The 23,217-nt window shown below is 72.3% G+C and carries 24 protein-coding genes; 14 read left to right on the top strand and 10 right to left on the bottom strand.

What is annotated here, in order from left to right; genetic code table 11:
• Positions 1-59 precede the first annotated feature (59 nt).
• The 3 genes from fabG (at position 60) to MXD57_RS20710 (ending at position 2,089) form a co-directional block, all read left to right on the top strand.
• A complete protein-coding gene (gene fabG / locus MXD57_RS20720) occupies positions 60-764 on the top strand; it encodes a 3-oxoacyl-[acyl-carrier-protein] reductase (protein WP_250403160.1) in 705 nt (234 codons plus the stop codon).
• A 5-nt stretch (positions 765-769) separates the two neighbouring features.
• On the top strand, positions 770-1,537 hold the full coding sequence (gene fabI / locus MXD57_RS20715; protein ID WP_250403158.1) for an enoyl-ACP reductase FabI: 768 nt from the start codon (positions 770-772) through the stop codon (positions 1,535-1,537).
• A gap of 201 nt (positions 1,538-1,738) precedes the next feature.
• Positions 1,739-2,089: a hypothetical protein gene (locus MXD57_RS20710; RefSeq protein WP_250403156.1), complete on the top strand. Its 351-nt coding sequence runs from the start codon at positions 1,739-1,741 to the stop codon at positions 2,087-2,089.
• Here the strand turns inward: MXD57_RS20710 and MXD57_RS20705 are convergent.
• Positions 2,067-2,759, bottom strand: coding sequence for a FadR/GntR family transcriptional regulator (locus MXD57_RS20705; protein WP_250403154.1), 693 nt, complete (start codon positions 2,757-2,759; stop codon positions 2,067-2,069). The two genes, MXD57_RS20710 and MXD57_RS20705, sit on opposite strands and share 23 nt — an antisense overlap.
• 124 nt (positions 2,760-2,883) lie before the next feature.
• On the opposite strand from MXD57_RS20705, the gene MXD57_RS20700 reads away from it, so the two are divergent.
• The 4 genes from MXD57_RS20700 to MXD57_RS20690 all read left to right on the top strand — a co-directional run bounded on the left by MXD57_RS20700 (position 2,884) and on the right by MXD57_RS20690 (position 5,332).
• Entirely contained in the window at positions 2,884-4,149 is a 1,266-nt protein-coding gene (locus MXD57_RS20700; RefSeq protein ID WP_250403267.1) for a CynX/NimT family MFS transporter, read from the top strand.
• Positions 4,150-4,243: 94 nt separating this feature from the next.
• On the top strand, positions 4,244-4,363 hold the full coding sequence (locus MXD57_RS31565) for an SGM_5486 family transporter-associated protein (protein ID WP_284505867.1): 120 nt from the start codon (positions 4,244-4,246) through the stop codon (positions 4,361-4,363).
• A 166-nt stretch (positions 4,364-4,529) separates the two neighbouring features.
• Positions 4,530-4,736, top strand: a complete 207-nt coding sequence (locus MXD57_RS20695; protein WP_250403152.1) for a hypothetical protein — start codon at positions 4,530-4,532, stop codon at positions 4,734-4,736.
• A gap of 77 nt (positions 4,737-4,813) precedes the next feature.
• Positions 4,814-5,332, top strand: a complete 519-nt coding sequence (locus tag MXD57_RS20690; protein ID WP_250403150.1) for a SixA phosphatase family protein — start codon at positions 4,814-4,816, stop codon at positions 5,330-5,332.
• Between the two features lie 101 nt (positions 5,333-5,433).
• On the opposite strand, the gene serB is transcribed toward MXD57_RS20690, so the two are convergent.
• Positions 5,434-6,642, bottom strand: coding sequence for a phosphoserine phosphatase SerB (gene serB, locus MXD57_RS20685; protein WP_250403148.1), 1,209 nt, complete (start codon positions 6,640-6,642; stop codon positions 5,434-5,436).
• Positions 6,643-6,774: 132 nt separating this feature from the next.
• Positions 6,775-8,658 (bottom strand): streptophobe family protein, encoded by a 1,884-nt coding sequence (locus MXD57_RS20680; protein ID WP_250403147.1) that lies wholly within the window; start codon positions 8,656-8,658, stop codon positions 6,775-6,777.
• A gap of 241 nt (positions 8,659-8,899) precedes the next feature.
• On the opposite strand from MXD57_RS20680, the gene MXD57_RS20675 reads away from it, so the two are divergent.
• A complete protein-coding gene (locus tag MXD57_RS20675) occupies positions 8,900-11,497 on the top strand; it encodes an ABC transporter ATP-binding protein/permease (protein ID WP_250403265.1) in 2,598 nt (865 codons plus the stop codon).
• 94 nt (positions 11,498-11,591) lie between these two features.
• Here the strand turns inward: MXD57_RS20675 and MXD57_RS20670 are convergent, their stop codons facing one another.
• From MXD57_RS20670 to MXD57_RS20660, 3 genes are all read right to left on the bottom strand, one after another.
• The gene (locus MXD57_RS20670) at positions 11,592-12,335 is read right to left on the bottom strand and encodes a transglycosylase SLT domain-containing protein (RefSeq protein WP_250403144.1); all 744 of its coding nucleotides are present in this window, start codon (positions 12,333-12,335) and stop codon (positions 11,592-11,594) included.
• Between the two features lie 279 nt (positions 12,336-12,614).
• A complete protein-coding gene (locus MXD57_RS20665) occupies positions 12,615-13,775 on the bottom strand; it encodes an S-adenosylmethionine:tRNA ribosyltransferase-isomerase (protein WP_250403142.1) in 1,161 nt (386 codons plus the stop codon).
• Positions 13,772-14,467, bottom strand: coding sequence for an SDR family NAD(P)-dependent oxidoreductase (locus MXD57_RS20660; protein ID WP_250403140.1), 696 nt, complete (start codon positions 14,465-14,467; stop codon positions 13,772-13,774). The genes MXD57_RS20665 and MXD57_RS20660 overlap by 4 nt, the downstream gene beginning before the upstream one ends.
• Before the next feature lie 242 nt (positions 14,468-14,709).
• Between MXD57_RS20660 and MXD57_RS20655 the strand changes: the two genes are divergently transcribed.
• A complete protein-coding gene (locus tag MXD57_RS20655) occupies positions 14,710-15,855 on the top strand; it encodes a GAF domain-containing sensor histidine kinase (protein WP_250403139.1) in 1,146 nt (381 codons plus the stop codon).
• A complete protein-coding gene (locus MXD57_RS20650; RefSeq protein WP_250403137.1) occupies positions 15,848-16,489 on the top strand; it encodes a response regulator in 642 nt (213 codons plus the stop codon). Before MXD57_RS20655 ends, MXD57_RS20650 begins: the two co-directional genes overlap by 8 nt.
• Positions 16,490-16,667: 178 nt before the next feature.
• Here MXD57_RS20650 and MXD57_RS20645 read toward each other — a convergent pair whose 3' ends face one another.
• The gene (locus MXD57_RS20645) at positions 16,668-17,456 is read right to left on the bottom strand and encodes a hypothetical protein (protein WP_250403135.1); all 789 of its coding nucleotides are present in this window, start codon (positions 17,454-17,456) and stop codon (positions 16,668-16,670) included.
• 151 nt (positions 17,457-17,607) lie between these two features.
• Between MXD57_RS20645 and MXD57_RS20640 the strand changes: the two genes are divergently transcribed.
• The 3 genes from MXD57_RS20640 (at position 17,608) to MXD57_RS20630 (ending at position 19,972) form a co-directional block, all read left to right on the top strand.
• Complete coding sequence (locus MXD57_RS20640) at positions 17,608-18,399, top strand: ABC transporter ATP-binding protein (RefSeq protein ID WP_250403133.1); 792 nt, start codon at positions 17,608-17,610, stop codon at positions 18,397-18,399.
• 61 nt (positions 18,400-18,460) lie between these two features.
• Complete coding sequence (locus tag MXD57_RS20635; protein ID WP_250403131.1) at positions 18,461-18,892, top strand: NfeD family protein; 432 nt, start codon at positions 18,461-18,463, stop codon at positions 18,890-18,892.
• A gap of 111 nt (positions 18,893-19,003) precedes the next feature.
• Entirely contained in the window at positions 19,004-19,972 is a 969-nt protein-coding gene (locus tag MXD57_RS20630; RefSeq protein WP_250403128.1) for an SPFH domain-containing protein, read from the top strand.
• Positions 19,973-20,052: 80 nt separating this feature from the next.
• Here MXD57_RS20630 and MXD57_RS20625 read toward each other — a convergent pair whose 3' ends face one another.
• The 3 genes from MXD57_RS20625 to MXD57_RS20615 all read right to left on the bottom strand — a co-directional run bounded on the left by MXD57_RS20625 (position 20,053) and on the right by MXD57_RS20615 (position 22,092).
• The gene (locus tag MXD57_RS20625; protein ID WP_250403126.1) at positions 20,053-20,559 is read right to left on the bottom strand and encodes an HNH endonuclease; all 507 of its coding nucleotides are present in this window, start codon (positions 20,557-20,559) and stop codon (positions 20,053-20,055) included.
• 167 nt (positions 20,560-20,726) lie between these two features.
• Complete coding sequence (locus tag MXD57_RS20620) at positions 20,727-21,266, bottom strand: YbhB/YbcL family Raf kinase inhibitor-like protein (protein WP_250403124.1); 540 nt, start codon at positions 21,264-21,266, stop codon at positions 20,727-20,729.
• A 43-nt stretch (positions 21,267-21,309) separates the two neighbouring features.
• Positions 21,310-22,092, bottom strand: coding sequence for a sporulation protein (locus MXD57_RS20615; RefSeq protein WP_250403122.1), 783 nt, complete (start codon positions 22,090-22,092; stop codon positions 21,310-21,312).
• A gap of 100 nt (positions 22,093-22,192) precedes the next feature.
• Between MXD57_RS20615 and MXD57_RS20610 the strand changes: the two genes are divergently transcribed.
• A complete protein-coding gene (locus MXD57_RS20610; RefSeq protein WP_250403120.1) occupies positions 22,193-22,843 on the top strand; it encodes a DNA-3-methyladenine glycosylase in 651 nt (216 codons plus the stop codon).
• Positions 22,844-23,217: the final 374 nt, after the last annotated feature.

Raw genomic sequence — 23,217 nt, 5'->3', positions numbered from 1 at the left:
CATCGAGGTGTTCGGGCGGGTGCCGTACCGCATCAGACCGCTATCGAAAGGGTGATCCGTTGAGCCGCTCGGTTCTCGTCACCGGAGGCAACCGGGGCATCGGCCTCGCCATCGCCCGCGCTTTCGCCGACGCCGGCGACAAGGTCGCGATCACGTACCGCTCGGGTGAGCCGCCGGCCGGCTTCCTCGCCGTCAAGTGCGACATCACCGACCCCGAGCAGGTGGAGCAGGCCTACAAGGAGATCGAGGAGCAGCACGGCCCGGTCGAGGTCCTGGTCGCCAACGCCGGCGTCACCCGTGACCAGCTCCTGATGCGCATGTCCGAGGAGGACTTCACCTCGGTCATCGACACCAACCTCACCGGCACCTTCCGCGTCGTGAAGCGCGCCAACCGCGGCATGCTGCGGGCCCGCAAGGGCCGCGTCGTCCTGATCTCCTCGGTGGTCGGCCTGCTCGGCTCCGCGGGGCAGGCGAACTACGCCGCCTCCAAGGCCGCCCTCGTCGGCTTCGCGCGCTCCCTCGCCCGTGAGCTGGGCTCGCGCAACCTCACCTTCAACGTCGTCGCGCCCGGCTTCGTCGACACCGACATGACCAAGGTGCTCAGCGACGAGCAGCGCAAGGACATCGTGTCCCAGGTGCCGCTCGGCCGGTACGCGCAGCCGGAGGAGATCGCCGCGACGGTGCGGTTCCTCGCCTCGGACGACGCCTCGTACATCACTGGAGCCGTCATCCCCGTTGACGGCGGACTGGGAATGGGTCACTGATCACCATGAGCGGAATTCTCGAGGGCAAGCGCATCCTGATCACGGGTGTGCTGACGGAGGCCTCCATCGCCTTCCACGCCGCGAAGCTGGCCCAGGAGCAGGGCGCCGAGGTCATCCTGACCGCGTTCCCGCGGCCCACGCTGACCGAGCGCATCGCGAAGAAGCTCCCCGCGCCGGCCAAGGTCATCGAGCTGGACGTCACCAACGACGAACACCTCGGGCGCCTGGCCGACGTCGTCGGCGAGGAGCTGGGCGGCCTGGACGGCGTCGTGCACTCCATCGGCTTCGCGCCGCAGGACGCGCTCGGCGGCAACTTCCTCAACACGCCGTTCGAGTCGGTCTCCACGGCCATGCACGTCTCGGCGTTCTCCCTGAAGTCGCTGACCACGGCCTGCCTGCCGCTGATGCAGAACGGCGGCTCGGTCGTGGGCCTCACCTTCGACGCGCAGTTCGCCTGGCCGCAGTACGACTGGATGGGCCCGGCCAAGGCCGCCCTCGAGGCGACCAGCCGCTACATCGCGCGCGACCTGGGCAAGCAGAACATCCGCTGCAACCTGATCTCGGCGGGCCCGCTCGGCTCCATGGCCGCCAAGTCCATCCCGGGCTTCAGCGACCTGGCCGCCGTGTGGGACTCGCGCTCCCCGCTGGAGTGGGACCTGAAGGACCCCGAGCCGGCCGGCCGCGGCATCGTCGCCCTGCTGAGCGACTGGTTCCCGAAGACCACCGGCGAGATCGTCCACGTGGACGGCGGCCTGCACGCCATCGGCGCCTGAGCCGCGCACGTCACCCGGTGACCCGCGCACCGCGCGGGTGAGCGCCGTACGACGTCGACGCCCCGTTCCCCGCGCACCCCGGGGAACGGGGCGTCACTCGTTCGGCGTACCCGGCCGGGCGGGACGGGCGGCCGTCGGCGCACCCTGGAGGCAGCGTTCACCTCGCGCATCCCTCCGCAGCCCGGCCGAGGAGGTCCGCTTGTGCGCCTGTACCGCAGCCTGGCCCCGGTGACCGTGGCCGCCGCCCTCGTGTTCTGTCTGCCGTACGCCGCGCTCGCCCACACGCGCGTGGGCGACGGCAAGCCGCCGGAGCCGAAGCTGTTCGGCGCCGCGTGCCGCACGGCCGTCACCGGCTCGCACGTGGTCGCCCACTGCCACAACCCCTACGTCGACACCGACCGCGTGCGCCTGCACATCGAGTGCGCCCGCTGGTGGGACATCGACACCGACAGCGCCCCGGTGGACACCGGCGCCGCCATGACCGTGCGGCTCACCGGCCGCTGCTGGAAGGAGGTCCGCTCGGTGTGGGTCAGTCACCAGCGGGCGCGCTGAACCGGTCCGGACGGCACAGGAACGGATAGCTCGCTGCCTCCTCGGCCGCCGCCGCCGCGTCACCCGCGCGGATCGCGTCCACGAGGCGGGCGTGGTCCATGTGCGTCTCCGGGGTCAGGCGCGCGCCGACGTCGGCGCGCAGCCAGTCGCGCAGCACCTCGCCGAGGTCGGCGTACATCGCCGTCATGACGTCGTTGTGGGAGGCCGCCACCACGGCCAGGTGGAAGGTCGCGTCGGCCGTCACGAACGCCTCGGCCTCGCCGGACTCCCAGGCCTCCTCGCGCCGCGCCAGCAGCGCGTCGAGCTGCTTGAGGTCCTTCTCGGTGCGCCGCTCGGCCGCCAGCCGGGCGGCCGCCGACTCCAGCGTCGAGCGCAGCTCCGCGATGTGCCGTGGATCCGCCCCCGCGAAGCGGCGGTGCATCACGCCGGCCAGCTCGCTCGTCGCCGCGACGTAGGTGCCCGAGCCCTGCCGGATGTCCAGCAGGCCGTTGTGCGCGAGTGCCCGCACGGCCTCGCGGACGGTGTTGCGGGCGACGCCGAGCTGCTCCACCAGTTCCGGCTCGGTCGGGATGCGCGAGCCCACCGGCCACTCGCCGGAGGCGATCTGTGCGCGCAGTTCGGCGATGACCTGCTCGGAGAGCGCCGAACGGCGCGGGTGGCTCAGAGGCATGGCACACCTTCGCACGGGAATCCCGGCCGTGATCGCCGGGGGAGTGGACAACCAATCATCCCATGATTCTATGATGAGGGACATGGCCAGTGAGGAAACGCGGATCGCGGACACCCGTACGGAGATGCATTCGACCGGACGCGGCGCGAGCACGGCGCCGGGCACCCGTACGGCGCCGCCCACGCGCGCGTGGGCGACCCGGCTGGTCGTCGTCGGCATCGTGCTGACCGCTGTCAACCTCCGCCCCGCCATCACGAGCCTCGGCGCGCTGCTGGAGGAGGTCCGCGACGGACTCGGCATGAGCGGCAGCGTGGCCGGGCTGCTCACCTCGGTGCCCCCGCTCTGCTTCGCCGTCTTCGGCGTCACCGCGCCCCGACTGGCCCGCCGCTTCGGACCGGCCGCCGTGGTGTGCGCCGGCATGGCCGCCATCGCCGCGGGCCTGCTCCTGCGCCCCTATGCCGCGGGCGCGGCCGGATTCCTCGCCGCCAGCGCGCTCGCCCTGATGGGCATCGCCGTCAGCAACGTGCTGATGCCGGTCATCGTCAAGCGCTGGTTCCCCGACCGCGTCGGCTCCATGACCGGCCTGTACTCGATGGCCCTCGCCCTCGGCACCTCCCTCGCCGCCGCGGTGACCGTGCCGCTGACCGGTGCGCTGGGCGGCGGCTGGCGGTCCGGGCTCGCCGTGTGGGCCGGGCTCGCGGCCGCCGCCGTACTGCCCTGGCTGCCACTGGTGCGGAACCGGGACGCGGCCCCCGCCCCGGAGCCGGTGCGCACCACGCCGGACGGGCGGGCGCCGGCCCCGCTGCGCGTCACCCGCAGCCGCACCGCCTGGGCGCTCGCGGTCTTCTTCGGGCTCCAGGCCACCGCCGCCTACGTCACGATGGGCTGGATGGCGCAGATCTTCCGGGACGCCGGTGTCCCGGCCGGCACGGCGGGCCTGCTCCTCGCCGTCACCATGGTGATGGGCGTCCCCCTGGCCTACGTGATCCCGCGGCTCGCCACCCGGCTGCCCCACCAGGGGCCGATCGTGCTGGCGCTGGGCGTGTGCGGCCTCGCCGGGTACGCCGGCCTGTACCTGGCGCCGGCGGGCGGCGCCTGGGCCTGGGCCGTGCTGCTCGGTGTCGCCAACTGCGCCTTCCCGCTCGCGCTGACGATGGTCGGCATGCGGGCCCGGACCGGTGCGGGCGTGGCCCAGCTCTCCGCGTTCGCGCAGAGCACCGGCTATCTGATCTCCATCCCCGGCCCGCTGCTGGTCGGCGTGCTCTACCAGCACAGCGGTGGCTGGGGCCTGCCGATCGCCCTGATGGCGGGCCTGACGCTGCCCCAGATGGCGGTGGGCTTCCTCGCGGGCCGCGACCGCACGGTGGAGGACGAGGCGGGCCGCGCCTGAAAGGCCGTCCCGGCCCGGCACCGGCCGCCGTCCCGGCCCGGCCGGGACGGCACCCGCCCGGCCCGGCCGGGACGAAGGGTGCGAGACTGGACGCATGGAGCCTGTGCTCGACCCGAACCCCAAGAACGGCCAGAAGAAGCTGCTGCTCGTCTTCGGCTCGTTCCTCGCCATCTTCGTGATCATCGGCGTCATCGCGACGATCGCCTCGCCCTGACCCGGCCGCGCCCTGAGGGTGGGGCTGTCCCCACCGTCCCCTAGGGGGCAAGGGTCAGGGTCGAGTGGGTGGGTCACCGGATGGGCCGGCGGCCCCGTACTCCGTAACTTCGAGACATGACCGCGGCAGGCGGCCAGAACCACTCGAGGACCCCACGGAGGCGACCATGCCGGTCCGTACGCAGACCCGGCCCCACCCGGCGACCACGGGTGGCGCCGACAGCAGGTTGCCCTGGTGGGCGCTCGCCCTCCCCGCGCTCGCCTTCGCCGTGCTGCTGGCACTGATACTGAACCCGTCCGACGCGCACGCGGCGGCCGGCGACCCGGCGGTCGCCCAGCTCCTCGAGCGCGCGCAGCGACTCCTCGCCCGCTGACACGGGGCCCGCGCCGCGGTGATCTCCGATGTCAACTCCCTGCGCCGGGTGGCCTGTTTCATGCGAAGCTGGTACCCATGAGCGTCGCAGAACCCCGCAGGATCGTCATCTTCCGGCATGCGAAAGCCGACTGGCCCCAGGTGTCCGACCATGAGCGCCCCCTCGCCGAGCGGGGCCGCATGGACGCCGCGGTCGCCGGACGCAAGCTGGCCGACACCGGCTACACCTTCGACCTTGCCCTGTGCTCCACCGCGGTACGGACCCGCGAGACCTGGAAGCTCGCCGTCCACGAACTCGCGCACCGGCCGAAAACCGTCTACGAGGAGCGGGTCTACGATGCCTCTCCCGGCGAGCTGATCGCCGCGCTCAACGAGGTCCCGGACGACGCGCAGAACGTGATCCTCATCGGCCACAACCCGGGCGTGCACGGCCTGGCCGAGGTCCTGGCCGGCGAGTCCGGGGGCGACGCCCGCAAACGGATGGAGCGCCGCGGCTTCCCGGCCGCCGCCTTCGTGGTGCTGACCTTCGACGGCGGCTGGAAGAGCCTGGAGCCGGGCACGGCCACGCTGGTGGACTACTGGGCGCCCTCCGAGTGACGGCACACCCCGCGCGAGGGCCCGGCACCACGACGCCCGACGGTGCCGGGCCCTCGCGCGTCCGGGGCCGTCCGGCGCGCGAGGGCGTCCGGGGCGGCGGCTCAGCCCTCGTCGTGCGTGTCGGCCGCCTCGACCTCTTCGCGGGTGACTCCCAGCAGATAGAGCACGGTGTCCAGGAAGGGGAAGTTCACCGCCGTGTGCGCGGCCTCGCGGACCACCGGTTTGGCGTTGAAGGCGACCCCCAGCCCGGCCGCGTTCAGCATGTCCAGGTCGTTGGCGCCGTCGCCGATCGCCACGGTCTGCGACAGCGGCACCCCGGCCTCGGCCGCGAACCGGCGCAGCAGCCGTGCCTTGCCCGCCCGGTCCACGATCTCCCCGGTGACCCGCCCGGTGAGCTTGCCGTCGACGATCTCCAGCGTGTTGGCCTGCGCGAAGTCCAGCCCCAGCCGTTCCTTCAGGTCGTCCGTGACCTGCGTGAAGCCGCCGGAGACCACACCGACCTGGTAGCCGAGCCGCTTCAGGGTGCGGATGAGCGTGCGGGCGCCCGGCGTCAGCCGTACCTCGTTGCGCACCTTCTCCACCACCGAGGCGTCCAGCCCCTCCAGCAGCGCCACGCGCGCGTGGAGCGACTGCTCGAAGTCCAGCTCCCCGCGCATCGCCGCCGCGGTCACCCCGGCGACCTTGTCCTCGCAGCCCGCGTGCGCGGCGAACAGCTCGATGACCTCGTCCTGGATGAGGGTGGAGTCCACGTCCATGACCACCAGCCGCTGGGCCCGCCGGTGCAGGCCGGCCGAGACCACGGCGACATCGACACCCAGTGCCGCCGCGTCCGAGACCAGTGCCGTCCGCAGCGGCTCGGTCTCGACTCCGGAGACGGCGAACTCCACAGCGGTCACGGGGTATTTGGCGAGCCGGAAGATACGGTCGATGTTGCCGCCGGTCTTCGCGATGCGGGCGGCGATGGCCGCCGTGGACTCGGCCGTGAGCGGATGACCGAGCACGGTCACCAGGGAGCGCCCGAGCCCGCGCGGCCGGTTGTCGCCGCGCCCGGAGATGATCTCCGCCTGCATCTTCATCGACTCGGCCCAGCCGTGCACGGTGGCCCGCAGTTCGCCGTCGAGCCCGGCCGGGGGCTGGGTGACCAGCGCGCACAGCACCAGACGGCCCCGGGTGACGACCTGCTCGATGTCGACGACGTCGACGTGGAAGGCGGCAAGGGTGTCGAAGAGGCCGGCCGTGATGCCCGGCCTGTCCCTGCCGAAGATCTTGACGAGGAGAGTGGGGACCTCGGAGGTCTGCGAAGCGCTCATGGTGTCACCACCGTATCCGGCACCCAGTGCCTTCCGCCCGTGCGGTCCGCCTGACGGACACGGAACAACGGGTGTCCACCAGATGTCCCGCACCTTGCCCGCCGCGGTCCTCCCCGGGTACCCGCCCGCCGGTCACCGCCCGGTACCGGGACGCGGTGGAGGCGGTGGAGGCGGGGGATGTGGGGGTGGCGGGGGTGGCGGCGGTGGTGCGCCGTCGTCCGGGCCGTGCGGCGAACGACGCGGCGGGCGGCCCGGACCACGGCCCCGGGGCGCGTCCAGGCGGCCGGAGACGGTCGGCGCGCCGTACATGTCGTCCCCGGCGGAGGGCGGGCGCCCGTCCTCGGGCTCCGCAGGCACCTCCTGCGGCATCCGGAGGTAGGGATTCGTGCCGGGGTCCGGCGGCCGGTACGGCCGGCCCGGCGCGTAGGGCCCCGCCGCGCCGCCGGACGAGGGCTGCGTGGGGCCGCCGCCCGGTGACGGCCACCCGGGACGGCCGTCACCGGGCGCGGGCGGCCCGGACCTCCCGTCGCCGTACGGTGCGTGCCCGGACCTCCCGTGGCCGGCACCGTCCCACGCCGGCGCGCCGTACCCCGCTCCCGCGCCGCCCGCCCCGGCCGTTCCGTCCCGCGCCGGCCCCGCCACCCGGGTCCCCGCCGCGCCCAGTGCCCGGGCGAGCAGCGCTCCCGCCGCGCCGGCCCCCGCGCCCCACACGGCACCCAGGAGCAGCGCCGGGCCCATCCGGCCGTGCAGTTCTACGCCCGTGCCGAACGCGTCGAAGCCCAGCACGGACAGCGAGGCGTGCGCCGATACGTCCGTCAGCCAGGCGATCAGCGGCCAGGCGAGCGCGGTCACGAGCCCGAGCCGCAGCGCGCAGCGTCCCGCGAGGCCCGCCGCGCGCGTCCCGCCCGGGACCAGTGTGCGCACCGCGGTCAGCACCCCCGCCAGCAGCATCGCGGAGGCGGCCGCCACCGTGAGCAGCCACACCCGGCCGTCCAGCCCGGCCAGCCGGCCCAGGGTGACGGGCTGGTCCCGCGTGGCGCTCAGCAGCCGGTCCAGCGGGTGGGGCAGCACGCCGCCCAGAGCGCCCGTGGCCCGCCCGTCCCAGGGGACGAAGAGACCGAGCGGGACGCCGAGCCACGCCCCGTTCGGCGCGCCGAGCAGGGCCGCGCCGGTGATCCGCCCGGGGTGGTCGTCGCCGATCGCCGCGTACACCGCCGCCGCGAGCCCGGCGGCCGCGGCCAGCAGCAGCACGGTGACGAGCGCCGAGACGGCGGGCCGTACCGAGCGGTTCAGGGCGTCCCAGCCGGGCGGCAGAGGAGTGCGGCGGGAGGCGAGCAGCGCGAGGAGCAGGACACCGGCGGACCAGGCGAGCCCGCCGAGGAGGGTGGGCGCGGTGTCCACGGTGAAGCCCACGGTGGCCTTGGCGTGGATCAGGTCACCGACCCGGTCCGGGAGCAGCCCGCCGAGGTCGCCGAGGCCGCCGAGGCCGCCGAGGCCGGGAACGCCGGTGCCGCCCCCGCCGGGCGGCCCGTCGAGGCCGAGCCTGCCGCCGTCGACGGTGACGACGTCGTGCCCGACCCGGGCGAGCCCGCCCAGCATCGCCACGAAGAGGGCCACCACCGTGCCCGCGCGCGCGAGGAGTTCGTTCGGCGCGATCACAACTCCCGCCGTACGCAGGGACCGCAGGAAGAACCACGACAGCAGCAGGGCGCCGGTCAGGCTCACGCCGAGTGGCGTGATCTCGACGGCGGTGTGCGCCTCGGCGCCATCGAGCCCGAAGGCGGACACGTCTCCCGAGGGGGTGACCGAACCACCCGCCCCGAGAGCCACAACGGCCGCCGTCATCGGGCCCAGTGAACCCGCCGCGTCCGCCCGTATCAGGTGCAGCCCCAGTGCCGCCGTGGCCGTCATCCCGGCCAACGCCCAGCTCACCGCGGCGACCGCGGACAGCAGGATGTCCACCCAAGGCAGCGGCGCGCCCCGGCGTGCGGTCCCGGCACCCGTGGCAGCACTCATGGCAGACCCCCCGATCCGCGGTGCGGCACCACTGCCGCGCTTGTCCCCCTCGCGGGGGATTACCACTCTCCGGCCGCTTTTCAACCCCGTCAACGGGGCGAGTCGAGGCGGGTGCCGTCCCGCGTCGCAAGGCCCGGGTTTCGGTCAGGGGGCCGAGCCTGAAATAGTTCCCCACGATGTTCGACATCCCTAGACTCCCTGTGACGGGGGAAAATCGGGGGACAACTCAGTGGGGCATGGAGTGCCGGAACTCGTACTGCAAACAAACGGACGGACCTGGACGCTCGAGCCGTCCAGGCCCTACACCCTCGGCCGCGATCCGCAGGGTGACATCGTCTTCGACGACGCCAGGGTGTCCTGGCGTCACGCCACGGTCAGCTTCAACGGCCGCAGTTGGGTCATCGAGGACCACGGCAGCACCAACGGCACGTTCGTGCGGGGCCAGCGGATCCAGCAGATGGAGCTCGGCCCCGGCTCGGCGGTGCACCTCGGCAACGCCACCGACGGACCGCGGCTGGACCTCTCCGGCGCCGCGGCCGCGGTGGCCCAGCCCCAGCAGCAGGCCCAGCAGCCGCAGTCCGCGCCGTACGCCGCCCAGGGCGCGGGGCCCGGCTGGGCCCAGCCGCAGGCCGGGCAGCAGCAGCCCCCGCACCAGGGGGTACCGCACCAGGCCGCCGCGCACCAGCAGGAGCCGCGGGCCGACCTGCGGCAGTCGCCGCAGTCCCCCGCGTTCCCGCAGCAGCAGGGCGGTCCGGCGGAAAACCCGGTGCAGAAGACGCCCGGTGGCGCGGCGGGGGCGCCGCCGGTCTACGGCGACCGCAGCCCGACCACGTTCCACCAGTTCGCCGTCGGCCGCGTGATGCGCATCGGTCGTTCCCTGGAGAACGAGCTGGTCGTCTCCGACCTGCAGGTCTCCCGGCACCACGCCGAGTTCCACTCGACGCCCGACGGCCGCTTCGAGATCCGCGACCTGGGCTCGCACAACGGCACCTACGTCAACGGCCAGCCGATCGCCAAGGGCGGTTCGGCGCTGCTCGGCCCCAACGACATCGTCGGTGTCGGCCACTCCACCTTCCGTATCGTCGGCGACCGGCTCGAGGAGTTCGTCGACACCGGTGAGGTCTCCTTCTCCGCGCGCCAACTGACCGTCACGGTCGACGGCGGCAAGCAGATCCTGAAGGACGTCTCCTTCGGCGTTCCGGAGAAGTCCCTCATCGCGGTCATCGGCCCGTCCGGCTCCGGCAAGTCGACGCTGCTGAAGGCGCTCACCGGCTACCGGCCCGCCAACCAGGGCGAGGTCCTGTACGACAACCGGAACCTGTACAAGCAGTTCGCCGAGCTGCGCCAGCGCATCGGTCTGGTCCCGCAGGACGACATCCTGCACAAGGAGCTGACCGTGAAGCGGGCCCTGAAGTACGCGGCCAAGCTGCGCTTCCCGGCCGACACCACGGCCGCCGAGCGCGACGCCCGCATCGACGAGGTGCTGCGCGAGCTCAAGCTGGACATCCACAAGGACAAGAAGGTCACCTCCCTCTCCGGTGGCCAGCGCAAGCGTGTCTCGGTCGCCCTGGAACTGCTGACCAAGCCCTCGCTCATATTCCTGGACGAGCCGACCTCCGGCCTCGACCCGGGCATGGACCGCGATGTGATGCAGCTCCTGCGCGGCCTCGCCGACGACGGCCGTACGGTCCTGGTGGTCACCCACTCCGTGGCCGAGCTGGCGATCTGCGACAAGCTCCTGGTGATGGCGCCGGGTGGCGCGGTCGCCTACTTCGGCCCGCCGGAGGAGGCGCTGAACTTCTTCGGCTACGAAAGCTGGGCCGACGTCTTCTCCGCCTTCGAGAACTACCGCGACTACGACTGGGCGGGCCGCTGGAAGGGCTCGCAGCACTACCAGATGTACGCCGCCGACATCGACGCGGTCGCCCCGCAGTCCGTACACATGCCGCCGCCGCAGGCCATCAGACCGCCCAAGCCCCAGGGATGGGCCTCCCAGTTGATGACCCTGATCCGGCGCTACGTGGCGGTCATCGCGTCCGACAAGGGGTTCCTGGCGCTCACGGTGATCCTGCCGGCGGTGCTCGGCGCGGTCAGCCTGCTGATCGACTCCGACCGGGGCCTGCTGGTCAACCCGGTCAACCCGCGCACCGGCGTGCCCGTCCCGAACGGCACGGCGACCACGGTCCTGCTGATCCTCGCGGTCGGCGCGTGCTTCGCGGGCGCCGCGAACTCCGTGCGGGAGCTGATCAAGGAACGGGTCATCTACGAGCGGGAGCGCGCGACCGGTCTGTCCCGCTCGGCCTACCTCATGTCCAAGGTGGTCGTGCTCGGCGCCGTCACGGTGCTCCAGGGTCTGATGGTGGGCGTGATCGGCTTCTCCAGCCGTGAGATCCCCGACCGGGGGCTGGTGCTCGGCGGTTCGACGCTGCTCGAGCTGTGCCTGCCGATCATGGCGCTGGGCTTCACCTCGATGATGTTCGGCCTGGTGATCTCCTCGCTGGTGAAGACCGCCGAGAAGACCATGCCGCTGCTGGTGATGTTCGCGATCATCCAGGTCGTCTTCACCGGCTGCCTCTTCACCCTGCACGGCACGCTCGGCGTGAACGAGTTCTCGTACCTGATGCCGTCCCGCTGGGCGGTGGCCGCCGCCGGCGCCACGCTGGACTTCAACAAGATCGCCCCGAACACCGACGACCCGACCAGCACCGATCCGCTGTGGGACCACGCGGCCTCGGCCTGGGGCCTGGACATGGTCGCGCTGCTCGTGCTCGGCGCGGTCTGCGGCTTCCTCGTCGCCCGCTTCCTGCGCCGGCACGAGCCGGAGGTCATGCGCAAGTGACGGCGGCCGCGTGGCGCGCGGCCGCACGGACGAAGGGCGGCACCCCCAGTGGGGGTGCCGCCCTTCCGCGTCGTCTCAGAGGTCCGCGCCGGCCTCAGTACGCGCTGTTCACGTTGTCGATCGTGCCGTACTTGTCGGCCGCGTAGTTGGCGGCGGCGGTGATGTTGGCGACCGGGTCGTAGATGTTCCACGAGGTGCCGGCCACGTGGTACGCCTTGAAGGTCGGCGGGATGACCTGCAGCAGGCCCTTCGACGGGATGCCGTTGATGGCGTTGATGTCCCAGTCGTTGATGGCCTTCGGGTTGCCGGAGGACTCCCGCATGATGTTCTTGTGCAGGCCGTGGTAGCTGCCCGGGATGCCCTTGGCCTTCATGATGTCCAGGGACTCGCGGATCCAGCCGTCCAGGTTGTCGGGGTAGGTCTTGGCGGCGACCATCTGCATCGCGGGGCGCTGCGCGGAACGGCTCGCGGCCTTGTCGGCGCGCTCCTGCGCGGCCTTCTTGGCGGCGGCCTGGGCGGCGGCCTTCTTCTTCGCCTCGGCCTGCTTCTTGGCGGCGGCCTGCTTCTTGGCCTCGGCCTGCTTCGTGGCGATGGTGTCGAGCTTGACGGTCTGGCCGGCGTGCGGGCCGGTGAGCGAGCCCTTGACGTCCTTGACCGGGGTGTCGGCGTAGTGCACCTGCTGCGCGGCCGCGGCGTCGGTGGTGACGGTCTGGGCGCTGCCGGGGACGGCCGTGAAGGCCAGGGCGGCGGCACCGAGGGCGCCGACACCGGCGATGGCGATCTTGTGCTGCTTGCTCAGCGTACGACGATAAGCACGGTTGAGGATGTTCTTGGGCATGGCTTGATGGACCTCTTCGATAGCGCGGAGGTCGCTCTCCTGCGTCCGCCGGGGGAATCGGTTCCTCCCGCACGAGGGCCGCGGCGGGTAACCGCGGCGCCGAGCGACGGGAGCCATTCTTAGCGGGCGCAAAATGCCCAGGCAAAGGTGTGATGTACGAAGCCGCATAGTGGATCAGGGAAGGGCAAAACGGGACAGACTGGACCGTCTGTCCCGTTCACCTATGGGTGGTTTATCTCCTATGCCCCTTCGTACGTGACGTGGACCCTATGTGCGGGCTCACATCGACGACGCACAGGTCTCACCTCGAGTTGCCGTCGCAACGCGCTCAGTGAGTGGATTCCGGGGCAGCAGCAGATGCGCGTCACCGAACTCGTGCCACAGGTAGCGCCCGCGCAGCGCCTCCTCGTAGGCGCGGTCCACCGCGGCCCGGCCGGCGACCGCCTCCAGCATCAGCAGATGCGAGGCCTCCGGTTCGTGCAGCCCGGTCAGCAGCCCCTCCACCACGCGTACCCCGCGCTCGGGCGTCACCACCAGATCGGTCCAGCCCTCGGCCGCCCGCACCACCCCGTCCGGACCGGCCGCCGACTCCACCGCCCGCACGGCCGTCGTCCCGACCGCGACGACCCGCCCGCCACCGGTCCTGGCGGCGTTGATGAGCCGCGCCGAAGCCTCCGGGACCCGGTACCGCTCCGGATACGGCGGCTCGTGCGCCTCCGCCGAGGCCACCCCCGTGTGCAGCGTCACCGGCGCGAACTGCACCCCCCGGCTCACCAGCTCCACCACCAGCCGCTGTGTGAAGGGCCGTGCCGCGCTCGGCATCTCCGCGCTGCCCGCCCCGTCCGGCGCGGGCAGCGCGAACACCGTCTGGTACACCGACAGCGGCTGGTCCCGCTCCGTATAGGAGTAGCGAATCGGCCGCCCGTGCTCCCGGAGCACCCGGACCACCGCCGCCCCGGCCGGCCGGGCCCACCACAGCCGCTCACCCCGCCCGTCGAGCGGCTCCTCCAGCACCAGCCGCGCCCCGCCGGGCAACCGCACCACCGCACCCGCGGGCACGCACGCCCGCCGTCCCGCGGTCCCGCCCGTACCCGCGCCCCCACCCGTGGGGACGCCCGCACGCGCGCGGGTGGTGCCGTGACCGTCCGGTTCCCGCAGCTCCACCGCCCACCTGCCGTCGTCCCCGCGGGTGGAGAAGTGCACCACCACGCGCGCGTGCCCGATCCGCCCGTTCACCGCGGCGGCCAGCGTCGGCGAGGTGTTCACCACCAGCAGGTCCCCGGCCCGCAGCAGCTCCGGGAGCTCCCGGAAGGCGTGGTGCGCCACCTCGGTGCCGTGCGACACCAGCAGCCGCACGGCGTCCCGGTCCAGGCCGGGCCCGCGCTGCTCGGCCGGTATCCGCGCCGACAGCTCCGCGGGCACCCTCACCGCCGTGGTCATCGTGCCTCCAGCAGCGCCGGCGCCGCGTACCGCCCGCTCGCCGGCCGCTCGTCCAGCAGCCGCAGGAACGCCGGCACCACGCGCGCGGGCGCCGGCCGCGGACCGTGGTCGTCCGGCACCGCAGCCGCGTACAGGTCCGTCGCCATGTCCCCGGGGTCCACCGCCCACACCCGCAGGTCCGGCTCCTCCCGGCCGAGCACCGCCGCGAGCTGGTCGAGCGCGGCCTTCGAGGCGCCGTACCCGCCCCACGTCCCGTACGCCTCCACCGCCGCGTCCGAACTGACCGTGACCACCGTGCCCGCCGCCGACTCCCGCAGCAGCGGCAGTGCCTCCCGGACCAGTCCCAGCGCCGCGACGACGTTCACCTCCAGAGCCCGCCGCAGCCCTTCCGGCGGCAGCTCCGCCAGCCGCACCAGCGGCTCGGCACCCAGGGCACTCGCGTTGCTCACCACGAGGTCGAGCCCGCCCAGCCGGCGCGCGGCGGCCACCAGCGCGGCCCGGTGCCCGGCATCCGTGACATCGCCGGGCACCGCCGTCACGCCCGTGCCGTGCCCGGCGACCGCCTCCGCCGCCTCTGCGAGCGCCCCGGCGCCCCGGGCGCCGAGCACCAGGTCCCAGCCGCGCGCGGCCAGCCCCTCCGCGAGCGCCCGCCCCAGCCCTTTCGAGGCTCCCGTGATGATCGCTACCGGCATGGCAACCGTCCCCTCGTCACCCGGGGCCGTTCGCCCCGGCCGCCCCGGCGGGCGGTGACCACAACCTAGGAACGGCCGCCCCCGCGCCGCCTCGGACGCGGGCACCAGAACGACGGGGTCCTTCGGCGTACGCCGCACGTCCGGGCCGGGGGACCTACCTCCGGCGCCCTACGTCCCGCGGACGGGTCCCCGCCGCCTCCGGTCCGATCCACGCCCTCACGTCCCGCCGGTACGGTGAGGGCATGAGCCAAGGCCCCCGGTCCGGCCTCGCCGCGGTGAGTTCCGCGCTGCTGGCCATGAGCAGGCACCTCGAGGTGCGCGACGTACTGAAGACGATCGTGGCCTCGGCCCGCGAACTGCTCGACGCGCAGTACGCCGCCCTCGGCGTCCCCGACGACCACGGCGGCTTCGCGCAGTTCGTCGTCGACGGCGTCAGCGACGACCAGTGGAAGGCCATCGGCCCGCTGCCCCGCCGGCACGGCATCCTCGCGGCCATGCTGGACGAGGCCCGGCCCGAACGTCTCGCCGACGTCCGCAAGGACCCCCGCTTCGAGGGCTGGCCGGCCAGCCACCCGGACATGTCCGACTTCCTGGGGCTGCCGATCAGGGACGGCGAGGAGGTCATCGGGGCCCTGTTCCTCGCGAACAAGCGCTGCGCGAAGCCCGAGGGCGGCTGCGGCTTCACCGAGGAGGACGAGGAACTGCTCGCCATCCTCGCCCAGCACGCCGCGATCGCCCTCACCAACGCCCGCCTGTACGAGCGCAGTCGGGAGCTGACGATCGCCGAGGAACGCTCCCGGCTCGCCCACGAACTGCACGACGCGGTCAGCCAGAAGCTCTTCTCCCTGCGCCTGACCGCCCAGGCGGCGGCCGCGCTGGTCGACCGCGACCCCGCCCGGGCCAAGGGCGAGTTGCACCAGGTCGCCGCCCTCGCCGCCGAAGCGGCCGACGAACTGCGCGCCGCCGTCGTGGAGTTGCGCCCGGCCGGGTTGGACGAGGACGGGCTGATCGCCACCCTGCGCAACCAGACACAGGTCCTCGACCGCGCCCACACCGCACGTGTGACCTTCACCGCGGGCGGCTTCCGCGCCCTGCCCGCGGCCCAGGAGGAGGCCGTGCTGCGGGTCGCCCAGGAAGCCCTGCACAACGCCCTGCGCCACTCCGGCGCCCAGCACGTCCGGGTGACCGTGGACCGGCGCGGCCGCGGAGCCGTCCTGCGCGTCGCCGACGACGGCAGCGGCTTCGACCCCAAGGCGGTGCGCCGGGCCGGACGCCATCTGGGACTGGTCTCGATGCGGGACCGGGCCGGCGGGGTCGGCGGCACCCTCACCGTGCACGCGGAGCCCGGCAGGGGCACCACGATCGAGATGGAGGTACCCGGTGGCTGACCCGATCAGAGTGCTGCTCGTCGACGACCACCAGGTCGTCCGCCGTGGCCTGCGCACCTTCCTGGAGGTGCAGGACGACATCGAGGTCGTCGGGGAGGCCGCGGACGGCGCCGAGGGAGTCGCCCGCGCCGAGGAACTGCGGCCCGACGTCGTCCTCATGGACGTCAAGATGCCGGGCACGGACGGCATCGAGGCCCTGCGCCGGCTCCGCGGACTCGACAACCCCGCGCGCGTGCTCATCGTCACCAGCTTCACCGAACAGCGCACGGTGGTACCGGCCCTGCGCGCGGGCGCCGCCGGTTACCTGTACAAGGACGTGGATCCCGACGCGCTCGCCGGGGCCATCCGGTCCGTGCACGCCGGTCACGTGCTGCTCCAGCCCGAGGTCGCCGACGCCCTGCTCTCCCAGGACGAGGTCGGCTCAGGTCAGGGAAGAGCGGGTGCACTGACCGACCGGGAGCGGGAGGTGCTCGGCCTGATAGCCGACGGCCGCTCCAACCGGGAGATCGCCCGCGCCCTGGTGCTCTCCGAGAAGACCGTCAAGACGCATGTGTCCAACATCCTCATGAAGCTCGACCTGGCCGACCGCACCCAGGCCGCCCTGTGGGCGGTGCGCCACGGCGCGGCCCGCTGAACCACCCCCGGGTGCCGCGACGCGGAAGGTTCCGTTCCGGGCTGAGGTTCATACCGTCGTGGGAACGTCCCCCGGATGGCCGTACCCTCCGGCGGCCTCCCGCCACAGGCCCTCCGGGAACCTCCCCCCGGGCGGGCCTGACGGCCCGCCCCACCCACGCCCCGGAGCACCGGCCGGCTCAGCGGACCCCCCGCTCCCGTTCCTCCACCATGGAGTTGTACGCCGCCACCTGGGCCCGCCGCGCGGTCCGCTCCACCGGCCGCAGCGCCGCACCCCGCGCCGCCATCTCCGACGCGCTCACCGCACCGCCGTGCCCCCTGTCCTGCGCCAGGGACACCAGCAGACCCACCCGCCGGGCCAGTTCCAGCACCCGCACCGCGCGCGGCGGATACCCCGGCGCCAGCACCTCCCGCCCCCGCTCGGCCCGCGCCCGATACGCTTCGACCGCCGCCTCCGCCACCGGCCCCGACCCGGCGACGTCCAGCTTCGACAGCACCTCGGTCGCCTCCCGCAGCGCCTCGGCCAGCTCCCGCTCGGCCTCACCCAGCGAGGGCACGTCGGCGGGCGGCGCCTCCCGCACCGGCAGCACCTGCCAGACCACCTCGACATGCACATCACCGTCCGGCCCGGCCGTGTGGACCTCCGGCACCAGCCCGACGGCCGCCCCGAAGCAGAGCACCGCCTCCTCGGCCTCCAGCGCCCGCGCGTTGAAGTCCGGCGGCCCGCTCAGCCCCAGCGGATGGCCCGGCGCGGGCAGCGCCACCCGCAGCCCGGTCACCCCCAGCGCCCGCAGCCGCCCCAGCGCCAGCGTGAGCCCGGCCGGCGCCGGATCACCCGGCAGCCCCCGCACCCGGTGCACGGCGTCCTCGCCCACGATGGCGAGCGCGGCGTCATCCGGAGAGACAAGTCCGGCCAGAAGGGCGTTTCCCCAAGCGGCGAGGCGTCCTGAACGCGGTTCCGAGAGCATGCCCCCACCCTAAGGACCGGACCGATGGAATGGTGCGGGGCACTCGTGGCGTAGATTTCATAGGGGCTGCGCCCACCGGCGCGGCGGACCGAGCCACAGGCGTAAGCGACCAGCCGAGACCGGCCACACTGCAAGGGGAGACAACGCGCTCATGAGCGATGTTCTGGAGCTTCAGGACGTATCCGTGGTCCGTGAGGGCCGGGCTCTGGTGGACCAGGTCTCCTGGTCGGTGAAGGAGGGCGAGCGCTGGGTCATCCTCGGCCCCAACGGCGCTGGCAAGACCACCCTCCTGAACGTCGCCTCCAGCTACCTCTTCCCGAGCAAGGGCACCGCCACCATCCTCGGCGACACCCTCGGCAAGGTCGACGTCTTCGACCTGCGTCCCCGCATCGGGGTCGCCGGCATCGCCATGGCCGAGAAGCTCCCCAAGAGCCAGACCGTCCTCCAGACCGTGCTCACCGCCGCCTACGGCATGACCGCCGGCTGGCAGGAGGAGTACGACGAGGTCGACGAGCGGCGCGCCCGCGCCTTCCTCGACCGCCTCGGCATGAGCGACTACCTCGAGCGCCGCTTCGGCACCCTCTCCGAGGGTGAGCGCAAGCGCACCCTCATCGCCCGCGCCCTGATGACCGACCCCGAGCTGCTGCTGCTCGACGAGCCCGCCGCCGGTCTCGACCTCGGCGGCCGCGAGGACCTGGTGCGCCGCCTCGGCCGGCTCGCCCGCGACCCCATCGCCCCCTCGATGATCATGGTCACCCACCACGTCGAGGAGATCGCCCCCGGTTTCACCCACGTCCTCATGATCCGCCAGGGCAAGGTCCTCGCCGCAGGCCCGATCGAGCTCGAACTCACCTCCCGCAACCTCTCCCTCTGCTTCGGCCTGCCGCTCGTCGTCGAGCAGGTCGGCGATCGCTGGACCGCCCAGGGCCTGCCCCTGTCCTGACTCCGGCCGCACCCCCGTTCGCGCCCTGTCCGCCGCCGGACCGCGGTCCTACCATGACCATGTGAACGACATCGACGCATGGGTGTGGTGGCTCGTCGGCGCGGCGGCGCTCGGAATCCCCCTGGTGGTCACCGCGATGCCGGAGTTCGGCATGTTCGCGGTGGGAGCGATCGCGGCGGCGGTCGTCGCCGGGCTCGGCTTCGGCGTGGTGATCCAGGTACTCGCCTTCGTCGTCGTCTCGGTCGCCCTGATCGCCGTGGTCCGCCCCATCGCGGCCCGGCACGACCGACAACGGCCCCAACTGGCCACCGGCGTCGACGCCTTGAAGGGGAAACAGGCCGTCGTCCTGGAACGTGTCGACGGCTCCGGCGGCCGTATCAAACTCGCCGGGGAGATATGGTCGGCCCGCTCCCTCGACACCGGTCGCGCCTACGACGTCGGCCAGGAGGTGGACGTCGTGGAGATCGAAGGAGCCACCGCGATCGTCATCTGAGCCGTCCTGCCCACGGGTTGGGCGACGGTCTGTCAGACTCGACCAGCAAGATCCTCAACGGCGACTGGATCCGTTGAGGGTGCCGAGGCGGAGAGGGGTACGGGGAACACGATGGAACCGGTCATCATCGTCCTGATCATTCTGGTGGTGTTGGTCTTCATCGCCCTGATCAAGACCATCCAGGTCATTCCACAGGCCAGCGCCGCCATCGTCGAGCGCTTCGGCCGCTACACGCGGACCCTGAACGCGGGCCTGAACATCGTGGTCCCGTTCATCGACACCATCCGCAACCGCATCGACCTGCGCGAGCAGGTCGTCCCGTTCCCGCCCCAGCCGGTCATCACCCAGGACAACCTGGTCGTCAACATCGACACGGTCATCTACTACCAGGTGACCGACGCCCGGGCCGCCACCTACGAGGTCGCCAGCTACATCCAGGCCATCGAGCAGCTCACCGTCACCACCCTGCGCAACATCATCGGCGGCATGGACCTCGAACGGACACTGACCTCCCGCGAGGAGATCAACGCGGCCCTGCGGGGCGTCCTCGACGAGGCCACCGGCAAGTGGGGCATCCGCGTCAACCGCGTGGAACTGAAGGCCATCGAACCGCCCACCTCCATCCAGGACTCGATGGAGAAGCAGATGCGCGCCGACCGTGACAAGCGCGCCGCGATCCTCACCGCCGAAGGTACCCGCCAGGCCGCCATCCTGACCGCGGAGGGCGAGAAGCAGTCCCAGATCCTGCGCGCCGAGGGTGAGGCCAAGGCCGCCGCGCTCCGCGCCGAGGGCGAGGCCCAGGCCGTCCGTACGGTCTTCGAGGCCATCCACGCCGGCGACCCCGACCAGAAGCTCCTCTCCTACCAGTACCTCCAGATGCTCCCCAAGATCGCCGAAGGCGACGCCAACAAGCTCTGGATCGTCCCCAGCGAGATCGGCGACGCCCTCAAGGGCCTGTCCGGCGCGATGGGCAACTTCGGCCCCCTCGGCGGCGGCCGGCCGGGCAACGGCGGCAGCTCCGTCCCGCCCCAGAACAACGGCCCCCACGCGGAACGCCGCGAGAAGCCGAGCATCGACTAGGCGTCACCACCACGTGCGGATCCCCCGCACCCCGGCCGGGGTGCGGGGGATCCGCACGAAGAACCCGGAGGCGACACGCCCTAGGCCGCGTCCCGAGCCAGCCACTCCGGGAGGGCGGCCATGTCCTCCTGTCCCAGAGCCAACAGCATCGCGTCGGCCGGTGTCGGCTCGAACGGCTCCCGCAGCAGCGCCATACCGGCCTCCTCCGGAGTCCGGTTCGCCTTGCGGTGATTGTCCTCCGCGCACGCGGCCACCGTGTTCAGCCAGGTGTCCTGCCCGCCCTGCGCCCGCGGCAGCACGTGGTCCACGGTCGTCGCCCTGCGCCCGCAGTACGCGCACCGGTGCCGGTCCCGGACCAGCACCCCCCGCCTCGACCAGGGCGCTTGTCTTCGGAACGGCACCCGTACGTATCTGCAGAGCCTGATCACGCGCGGCGCCGGTATGTCGACGGCGGCACCGCGCATGCGCAGTACGGGATGGGACTGTTCGACGACGGCCTTGTCCTGCAGCACCAGAACAACGGCCCGGTTCAGAGTCACCGTCGACAGCGGCTCGAAGCTTGCGTTCAGAACCAGCGTGTCACGCATCCAGCCCACCTCCCGTGCGCACCGGCCCACCCCCCGGCGGGCTCGGATCAACTCTGTACGGGCGCACCGAGATGGACAACGCAATAAAAAATGCCCGCCCCTGATCACTTCCAAGACCAGAGGCGGGCAAACGTTCCATGAACGCTTGGCTGGATCGGCGCGGTACGTCAGCCCTCGGCGGGCGCCTCGTACTCACCGATGAGCCGGCCACGCCCGATCGCGTGGAACCGCAGATTGAAACCGACGACCGCCGGAGAGACGTCCGCGTCCGGACCGAGCTTCTCCTGGTCCACCGCGTACACCGTGAAGACGTACCGGTGCGGGCCGTCGCCCGGCGGCGGAGCGGCACCGCCGAAGTCCTTGGTGCCGTAGTCGTTGCGGACGTGCACGGCACCCTCGGGCAGTCCCTCGAACCTGCCGCTGCCCGCACCCGCCGGCAGCTCCGTCACGGAGGCCGGGATGTCGAACAGGACCCAGTGCCAGAACCCGCTGCCGGTCGGCGCGTCGGGGTCGAAGCAGGTCACGGCGAAGCTCTTGGTCTGAGGGGGGAAGCCCTCCCAGCGAAGCTGCGGCGAGGTGTTCCCCTCCGCGTGGACCTGGGCGCTCCCCAGCGTCGCACCCTCCTCGACGTCCTCACTCGTCACCGTGAACGACGGGACGGGCGGATGGAAGTCGTGGGGGAGCGGCCGCCGCTTGAGCTCGGTCACCTCGGTACCTCCTGATCGATTACTGGAACCAGCGGTTCCGAGCCTAGAACCAGTTCCGCCTGGAGCCGACCTCGGACAGCCACTCGTTGAGGTAGGCCGCCCAGTCGGTCCCGTGGTAGTCGTTCAGCCCCACCTGGAAGGAGCGGAAGGTGTCCGAGCCCTCGCTGAACAGGCCCGACTTCTTGTCCATCTCCAGCACGACGTCCATCGCGTACGCGTCGGCGACGAAGCTCAGCTCGACCTGGTTCAGCCCCCGGTACTGCGACGGCGGGAAGAACTCGATCTCCTGGTAGAACGGCAGCCGCTGCCGCGTGCCCCGGATGTGACCGCGCTCCATGTCCGCGCTCTTGAAGCGGAAGCCGAGCTGGATGAACGCGTCGAGGATCGCCTTCTGCGCCGGCAGCGGGTGCACGTTGATCGGGTCGAGGTCACCGGAGTCGATCGCGCGGGCGATCTGCAGCTCGGTCGTCACACCGATGTTCATGCCGCGCAGCGCCTGCCCGTCGATCATCGTGACCGGCGTCTCCCAGGGGATCTCGAGCCCGAACGGCACCGCGTGCACGGCCCCCGCCTGCAGCTCGAAGGCACCACCGAGCCGCACCTTGGTGAACTCGATGTCCTGCTTGTACTCCTGGTCGCCGCTCTCCACCTCGACCCTGGCCTGCAGGCCCACGGACAGACCCTCGATGTCCTGGTTAACGGAACCGCCCTGGATCCGCACCTCACCCTGGACGACACCGCCGGGTACGACGTTGACCTCGGTGAGCACCGTCTCCACCGAGGCCCCGCCGGCCCCGAGGCTCGCGAGCAGCTTCTTGAACGCCATGACTCTCCCTTTACGAAAGGACCTTCGCCCCGTACCAACGCGACAGGGCCACCGGCGGTTCCGGTCGGGCGGCCCCACGTCCGGACTACCCTCGGAGGGCATGATCGCGCCCCCGGACCGTACGCCGCTGCCCCGAGACTTCTTCGACCGCCCGGTACTCCAGGTGGCACCCGACCTGCTCGGCCGCATCCTGCTCCGCACGACCCCCGACGGCCCGATCGCGGTGCGCCTCACCGAGGTCGAGGCGTACGACGGCCCGAACGATCCCGGCTCGCACGCCTATCGGGGCCGCACCGCCCGCAACGACGTCATGTTCGGCGAGCCGGGACACGTGTACGTCTACTTCACCTACGGCATGTGGCACTGCCTGAACCTCGTCTGCGGCCCCCGGGACCTCGCGAGCGCCGTGCTGCTCCGGGCGGGTGAGGTCGTCGAGGGCGCCGAGTTGGCACGCCTGCGCCGGGTTTCGGCCCGGCACGACAAGGAACTGGCCAAGGGGCCGGCCCGCCTCGCCACGGCTCTGGGGGTCGACCGGGCGCTCGACGGTACGGACGCGTGTGCCGCGGGCGAGACGCCGCTGAGGATGCTGGCGGGGACACCTGTCGCCTCCGACCAGGTACGGAGCGGTCCGCGTACCGGGGTGGCCGGCGAGGGCGGGGACGGTGACGTCCACCCCTGGCGCTTCTGGGTGGCCAATGACCCGACCGTGAGCCCGTATCGGGCCCATGTGCCGAGGCGCCGCCGAAGTTGACGCGACCGTGGAAGGTGCGTAATGTGGCCCGAGCCGCTGAACCGGGTACGGCGATCGCCTGCAGCCGGAGCGGCCAACCCACTGCCTAGCCACCACCCCTGATCGGGGTCGATTCCGGCGCGCCCGCGCGCCCGAATTCGAACTCGCCCGACTCGATTATGAGTCGCCGGGAGGATCGGTTAGCGTAGTGAATGTCGAAAGGCCGACGGACGAAAGTCCGGAGCCGACCGGCAAATCCCGCCGACCGGGAATCGGACGCCGAAAGGATCTGATAGAGTCGGAACCGCTGGAAAGGGAAACGCGAGAGCGGGAACCTGGAAAGCACCGAGGAAATCGGGTCGAGAAAAGATCTGATAGAGTCGGAAACGCAAGAT

It is taken from the genome of Streptomyces cellostaticus, from assembly GCF_023630175.1.
GTDB lineage: Bacteria > Actinomycetota > Actinomycetes > Streptomycetales > Streptomycetaceae > Streptomyces > Streptomyces cellostaticus_A.
This window is presented reverse-complemented; position numbering and strand designations above follow the sequence as displayed.